The 272-nt window shown below is 36.8% G+C and carries 1 protein-coding gene; it reads left to right on the top strand.

Annotated features, from left to right (window positions below; all coding sequences use genetic code 11):
• Positions 1-135: 135 nt before the first annotated feature.
• A partial coding sequence (locus tag SB775_RS29655) for an exosporium leader peptide-containing protein (RefSeq protein WP_410864815.1) occupies positions 136-272 on the top strand: 137 nt, incomplete at its 3' end.

Raw genomic sequence — 272 nt, 5'->3', positions numbered from 1 at the left:
CTGCTGGACTCCCTTAAGGAATTAAGGGAGTTTTTATTATTAAAAATAAAAATAGTCTTGGAGATTGTTTTTGTAAATACACATTAAGAAGAGGTTTGTTTAATGTAAAAAAGATAGTGTGTAGGTGGTGAAAGTGTGAGAGAGCGCGATAAACAAAATTCATTAAACTCTAATTTCAGAATTTCACCAAATCTTATTGGGCCTACCTTTCCTCCCGTTCAAACGGGATTTACTGGCATTGGGATTACTGGTCCAACCGGTCCACAAGGTCC

This window comes from Peribacillus sp. SIMBA_075 (genome assembly GCF_046534585.1).
The sequence above is the reverse complement of the archived record's forward strand: the minus strand, read 5'-3'. Positions and strand labels throughout refer to the sequence as shown.